3 protein-coding genes are annotated in these 6,200 nt (G+C 52.9%); 2 read left to right on the top strand and 1 reads right to left on the bottom strand.

The window, feature by feature from the left end; translation table 11 throughout:
- The coding region (locus tag OOT00_RS15675) for a sigma-54 interaction domain-containing protein (protein ID WP_265426369.1) at positions 1-1,394 on the bottom strand (1,394 nt) is incomplete at its 3' end.
- Positions 1,395-1,748: 354 nt separating this feature from the next.
- Here OOT00_RS15675 and OOT00_RS15670 point away from each other — a divergent pair.
- Both OOT00_RS15670 and OOT00_RS15665 read left to right on the top strand, forming a co-directional pair.
- Positions 1,749-2,864 carry an efflux RND transporter periplasmic adaptor subunit gene (locus OOT00_RS15670; RefSeq protein ID WP_265426368.1) on the top strand — a complete coding sequence of 372 codons (1,116 nt, stop codon included), beginning with the start codon at positions 1,749-1,751 and terminating at the stop codon, positions 2,862-2,864.
- 21 nt (positions 2,865-2,885) lie between these two features.
- Positions 2,886-5,918 (top strand): efflux RND transporter permease subunit, encoded by a 3,033-nt coding sequence (locus OOT00_RS15665; protein WP_265426367.1) that lies wholly within the window; start codon positions 2,886-2,888, stop codon positions 5,916-5,918.
- Positions 5,919-6,200 lie beyond the last annotated feature (282 nt).

Here is a 6,200-nt window from a genome sequence, read left to right as displayed (position 1 = left end):
ATATGACGGACTGCCACCATATCCAGACTGGGAAAGGGAGTATCGCTGACCACAGTTCCCGGCTCTTCGCCCATGGGCAGATCAAATATGACACGCCCTCCCCGGCTGCGGCTCTGGATCAAAGCACGTTCCACAATATTTTCAAGCTCCCGCACATTTCCCGGCCAGCTCCATCCACCAAGACGATCCAGCTCCCCTTCCTGAACCTGAGGTGCCGGGTGAATTTTGAGATCCATGGATTTTTTTTTCAGAAAATAGCGAACCAGCTCGGGGATATCATTTTTACGGTACCGAAGGGGAGGAATGGTAATGGGGAAAATATTCAGCCGGAACCAGAGATCTTCCCGGAACTGGCCGGTCTGTATCCTTTTTTCCAGATTTCTGTGGGTGGCGGATATGATCCGGACGTCCACGGGAATCATCTCGCTCCCTCCCACGCGCTCAATTTCCTTTTGCTGCAAAACCCGTAACAGCCGGATCTGGGCTGCGGGCGGCAGCTCACCAATCTCATCCAGAAAAAGGGTTCCCCCATGGGCGCGTTCAAACTTTCCCCTTTTACGGGAAAGGGCTCCGGTAAACGCCCCCTTTTCATGTCCAAAAAGTTCTGAATCCATTAGGCCTTCGGGAATGGCACCGCAATTGACCTTGATAAAAGGACCGGCACTGCGGGAAGAGGCCCCATGGATGGTATTGGCGATCACTTCCTTTCCCACCCCCGTTTCACCCAAAAGCAGAACAGGGCTGTCCAAGGAGGCCACCTGCGCCACCATCTCCATAACCCCTTTCAGTCCGGAAGCGGAGCCGATGATGGCGTCCCCTTTCAGATGCCGTATCTCCTGAGACAAAGCCTTGTTTTCCTCATCCAGAGAATCCTTCAGCTGGATCAGTTCCTGATAATGGAGAGAATTAAACCATGCAAGGGATAGGGGTTCCTGAATCTCACGTATGTAATCCGCATGGCATTCCTTGAATTCATTCCGGTTTTTACTGAGGAAAACCAGCATGCCATTCCAGTTTGTTTCAATTTTCATAGGCACTATGAGACAGGAAGAATCCCATACTTTCGGATCAAGTTCCAGCCAGCCCCGCCCGATGGGATTCATATCCGGGCCTTCCATAATCAAAATACCTGCCTCCGAAGCAAGCACGTCCTCAGCATGCTCGATCATATCCGGTGTCAGGCTAAGGCCATGAAAGGGCGTAAATTTTTTGGTCAGCCAGGCATGGTCAAACACCCGAATCTCTTTTTGATCACGCATATACAGCGTTGCAAATACGGCTTCCACGGGCATAACCCTTGTCAGCAGCCCAAGGAGTCTTTTCAGTGCTACCCCAAAATCAAGGCTGCTGGAAATCCGCAGCACAGCCTCCCGGAAAAAGTCATTTCTGTCCACTAGCCCCCTCCCTTGTTTCATTCAACAAGTAAACAGCATAATACTAAATAAAACAACGTAAATTGTCTTATTCAACAACATTACGCCCTCATTCTTTATTAACATACTGTTTTATCATCACTTATTGGCATGGCATGATTATGGCTATCCAATGAAAGGGTTTGGCCAACATCAGGACCTACGAACCAGTATCGCGACCTAAAATGCATGAAAGAAAGCCTCCCATCAAATCGGAACGAATCGGTTCACCAGAATCCATATCGTTTTCGTCTCAATGGATAAGGTACGGACCGACTTCGTAAAAGCCCATACAGATTTTAGATATCTTTGATTATGTAAAGAAAGGAAAGAGTTGTGACTCTTCTCAGGAACAGTTTTTTCATTCTTCCCCTTGCCCTCTGCCTCCTCGCAACAGGATGCAACAGGGCAGAGGGTACCCCCAGGGGGGAATCTCCCATGGTCCCCCGGCCCGTGCGCACCCAGATTCTTTCTTCTCCGGAAAACGGAACAGAACGTATTTTTCCGGGGATTGCCCGGTCCGCGGAGGAAACGGTTCTGTCCTTCCGGGTTTCCGGCCTGATCGTTACCTTCACCGCAGAAACGGGGAAAGTGGTGCGAAAGGGTGATGTCATTGCCCGGATGGATGACCGGGACTTTACAGTCCGCCTCCGTCAGGCAGAGGCCAGACTGGCCGCCGCAGAAGCCAGAGCCAAAGAAGCGGAACAGCACTTCCGGCGGCACGAAGCCCTGTTTAAAAAAGAGGCCATGGCCAAAGCAGAATTTGATAAAACCACAGCCCTTTATAACACCACACAGGCAGATCTTGATGACAGCAGGGCCAGCCTGCATGAAGCCAGAAACCAGCTGACCGACACCCTCCTTCTCGCTCCCTTTGACGGTGTGATTCATGAAAAATACGTGGAAAACCACCACCATGTAAATGCAGGCCAACCCATTGCCAGTCTCATCAATCCAAATGCCATTGAAGTGGTGGTGGGGCTTCCCGCCTCCATGCTGGGGGATGTTGAAAAAATAACCGGCATCCGCTGCCAGTTTGCTTCTTTACACGGCAGATCCTTTTCCGCCTTCATCAAAGAAATCGGGCAGCAGGCCGATAAGGGCAGCCGCACCTATCCCCTCCTACTGGCTCCGGAAAAATCGGAAGAAATCCGGCCGGGCATGACAGCGGAGGTGCGCCTTCACTTTGCAGGAGCCGCCAGCTACACCCTTCCCATGGCAGCGCTGGTGCCCTTTCCCGGAGAGGGGACAGGTCTTTTTGTGGTGAAAGAAGGCCGGGTTTTCCTGAAACCCGTTCAAACCGGCACTCTCTCCAGTCAGGGGATCACGGTTTATGGAGCGCTGCAGCAGGGGGACATCATCGTTACGGGTGGGGCCAGCCACCTGAAGGAAGGGCAGTCTGTCCGCATTGTACCGGAACCCTCTTCAACCAATGTTGGCAGGCAATTGTAAATTCTAAGGAGCCTTTCTGTCATGCGCATTTCTTCTTACTCTGTCCGCCACAAAAGCGTGGTCTTTTTTTTCATCCTCTGTCTCAGCATCAGCGGTTTCATGGCCTATGAGAAGTTAGGCAAGCTGGAGGATCCGGATTTTACCATCAAGACGGCCATCGTGGTAACCCCCTATCCCGGTGCTTCCCCCCATGAGGTGGAGCTACAGGTGACCGACCTCATTGAACAGGCGGCCCAGAGCACGGAGCATGTGGTGGAAATCCGGTCCGAATCCCGTGCAGGGCTTTCACTGGTCTATGTGGACGTGGACGAAAGTATGCGTTCCCATGCCATTTCCCATACATGGGAAAGCCTGAGGAAAAAAATCACTGCCATGCAGGCAGAACTTCCCCCCGGCGTTCTGCCTTCCACCGTACAGGATGACTACGGCGACATCTATGGGATTTTTGTGGCCCTTTCCGGAGAGGGGTACAGTGAAAAAGAACTTGCCGACTATGCGGATTATCTCCGGAGGGAACTGCTGAAAGTACCGGACGTCAGCCGCATACAGATCTACGGCGACCGGACTGAAACCATAGAAATCCTCATCCCTGAAGAACAGATGGCTCTTCAGGGGATCCGGCCGGACATCCTCACCATGGCGCTTTCCCGGCAGAATGCCGTGGTGGACAGCGGAGCGCTGGATTCCGGGACCCAACGGGTCAGGCTGGAAACCACGGGAGTGCTGACGGATCTTTCCACCATTGAAGACCTGATTCTTCTGGGCATGGACGGACGCACCTTTCGTCTGGGAGATATTGCCACCATCCAGCAAGGCTATCGGACTCCCAGGGAAGAAAGCCTCCGTATCAATGGAAAAACCGCCATCGGCATCACCATTTCAGCCAGACAGGGAGCCAATGTGGTGGCCATGGGCGAGGCCGTGAGGCTCCGGATGAACCAGCTCATGGCAGACATGCCCTTAGGTATGGAACTGCATGATGTGTACTACCAGTCCGAATCTGTCCAAAAGGCCATTGGCAAATTCATGATCAGCCTGACCCAGTCCGTGGCCATCGTAGTTCTCGTTCTTCTTTTTGCCATGGGTGTGCGAAGCGGCCTCATCATTGCTTCCGGGCTGGTTCTTTCCATACTGGCCACCTTTCTCGTCATGCTGGCCTGGGGCATTGATCTGCAAAGAATTTCTCTGGCAGCGCTGATCCTTGTCATGGGTATGATCGTGGACAATGCCATTGTTGTGGTGGACGGCACCCTGACAAAACTGAATAAGGGCATGGACCGGGAATCAGCGGCTGTCCAGTCCGTGAAAGAAACGGCATGGCCCCTCCTTGGTGCCACAATCATTGCCGTGCTGGCTTTTTTTCCCATTTATATGGCTCCCTCCAATACAGGGGAGTATTGCGCCAGCCTCTTTCAGGTGGTGGCCATTGCTTTATTGGCAAGCTGGGTGCTGGCCATTACCCAGACCCCTGTCTTTTGCCATCAGTTTTTAAAAACGCCTACCCCTCCATCACTGAAAAACGGAATAACAGAGATCCCTGAGCCCAGAGGATACAGAATCTACAGAAAATTTCTTTTTTTCTGCCTTCGCCACCGCTTCCTGACCCTGATCACCATGACGGGGATTCTCCTGTCCGCCCTTGTGGCCTTCCAGCATGTGCCGCAAAACTTCTTTGCGGAATCCGACCGCGACATGTTCATGATAGACTTCTGGATGCCCGATGGCACCCGCACGGAAACGCTGGCCCATGAAATGGCACGTCTGGAACAGCACCTCACCACCCTACCAGAGATTGAAAGCTTTGCGGGTTTCATCGGTTCCGGACCCGTTCGGTACGAAGCTTCTCAGAATCCCGAACCAACCACGGAACACTATGGTCACTTCCTTGTTCACGTAAAGGATTACAGGGAAATTCCCGCAATCCGGACAAAATTATACACATGGTTCAACGAGAACATTGCGGGTGCCGCACCCAGAATCCGGCTTTATCGATCCGGGCCACCCGTTGATTTCAAGGTAGAAGCCCGCTTTACGGGGCCTGACCCGGCCATTCTCAGGGATCTGGCTGATCAGGCAAAAGGCATCATGGAAACCCACCCCAATGCCTATGATGTGCGGGACGACTGGCGCAACCGGGTTCCGGTTTTATCCTCTTCCTTTAATCAGACGGAAGGCCGCATGGCGGGCGTGGAGCGGTCGGAGCTCGGAGCCTCCATGCTCCGCCGCACGGACGGAGAAATCATCGGCGGCTTCCGGGACGGAAATGACATTCTGCCCATTCTCTTCAAAACCATCGCCTCTCCGGACGCTTCTCTGGAAGGTATTCCTGTATGGGGCAGGGACACGGAGTCCCGCCCCCTGCGTCAGGTGGCAGGGGAGATGACCATTGAGTGGGAAAACCCTGTGATCCGCCGACTTGACCGCGCAAGAGCTATTAAGGCCCAATGCGACCCCATGGATATCACCGGAGAAAGCCTGAGAAGAGACATCGCACCGGCCATCGAAGCTATCCCGCTCCCTCCCGGCTACAGACTGGAATGGGCGGGGGACTATGATCTGTCCGTCAAAGGGCAGGAAAGCACCAACAAGTATCTGCCCTTATCCCTTTTTCTCATGGCCTGTATCCTTGTGCTGCTCTTCGGACAGCTCCGGCCCCTTCTGATCATCCTACTGACCCTTCCCCTTTCCGTCATCGGAATTGCCTTCGGTCTTCTTGTAACCCAGGAAACTTTCGGCTTTCTTGCCATACTCGGCGCATACAGCCTCATTGGCATGCTCATCAAGAATGCCGTGGTGCTTCTGGATCAGATTCAGCAGGAAATGGCCGCGGGCAAAGCACCCCTTTTGGCAGTGATGGATGCCTCCCTGAGCCGTCTCAGACCCGTGACCATGGCTGCCCTCACCACCATTCTGGGCATGATTCCCCTTTTGTCGGACCCCATGTTCAGTTCCATGGCCGTTACCATCATGTCCGGCCTTCTGGTTGCAACGGTTTTAACCCTCATGGTGGTTCCGGTACTGTTTACGCTCCTGTATCGCATTCAAACAACCTAATCTAAACACCATATAAACTTTTATTTTCACATACATTTATCATTCTCGACCATCGTTTCTTCACCTGGAGCGGTAAAACAATCCACAGGAATTTTTTTCTCCCCTCTCCCACAAGAAGAGGGGCAGTGGTGAGGGATCATTCGGGTAGTATCCGCCCCGGAAACAGCCTGAATTCCTCTTCCAGCCATCCCATAACACAAAGGGCAGAAGGAATGGTTTCTGCCATGCCAAAGGATAAGATATGAAAATGATTCAGACAGGGGCCGTCCTGATCCTGCTTTC

It is taken from the genome of Desulfobotulus pelophilus, from assembly GCF_026155325.1.
In the GTDB taxonomy this organism is placed as follows: domain Bacteria; phylum Desulfobacterota; class Desulfobacteria; order Desulfobacterales; family ASO4-4; genus Desulfobotulus; species Desulfobotulus pelophilus.
This window is presented reverse-complemented; position numbering and strand designations above follow the sequence as displayed.

Coding starts and splice junctions, on each gene's coding strand:
- OOT00_RS15665 (WP_265426367.1), top strand. CDS start 2,886: ATGCGCATTTCTTCTTACTCTGTCCGCCACAAAAGCGTGGTCTTTTTT.